We start from the raw sequence: 663 nt of genomic DNA, 5'->3' as shown, positions 1-663 counted from the left end.
GAAGCAAAAGTATCGCTCGCTAAGTCGTTTGGCGCTGGTATTGCTCATGAAATGCGTAATCCACTCAGTGGCTTATGTACGTCGATAGATGTTATTCAGTCTGTCTTGCCTAACAAAAAGGCGATGGGCGAAAAAGATCAGTATGTCATGAGTGGTGAAGACGTAACCTTGCTCCGTGAAGTGAGCGAAGATGCGATGAACATTATTCATTCAGGCCACGAGACAATCGATTTATTGCTCACATCGATTGATGAAAACCGCGTATCTCGCTCTTCCTTCAAAAGATATTCTGCTCAATCGGTGGTTGAAAAAGCCATTGAGAGTTTCAGTTATAAACGTTCGACAGACAGGTTCGCGATCTCATTCGATGCAAGAAGTGAGTTTGACTTTTTGGGTAGCGATACATTGTTAAAGTACGTCATGTATAACTTGTTTAAGAACGCATTTCATCATCGCAGTTCAGACGAGTTTCATATTCATGTGAGTATGCAGAGTAATGACACGGTCAACCAAATTGTAGTGACGGACAACGGATCAGGTATTGCGCCAGATGTGATTCGACATATCTTTCAGGACTTCTATACCACAGGTAAATCGGGCAGTTATGGCCTTGGACTACCGTTTTGTAAGAAAGTCATGCGTTCATTTGGCGGTAATATTAAG

General features: G+C 42.4%; 1 protein-coding gene. It reads left to right on the top strand.

Going from position 1 to position 663, the window contains the following annotated elements; translation table 11 throughout:
* Positions 1 to 663, top strand: a 663-nt coding sequence (locus R7040_RS27095) for a HAMP domain-containing sensor histidine kinase (RefSeq protein ID WP_318097688.1), incomplete at both ends; no start/stop codon positions are given.

The sequence above is a fragment of the Vibrio sp. 1069 genome (assembly GCF_033340555.1).
This window is presented reverse-complemented; position numbering and strand designations above follow the sequence as displayed.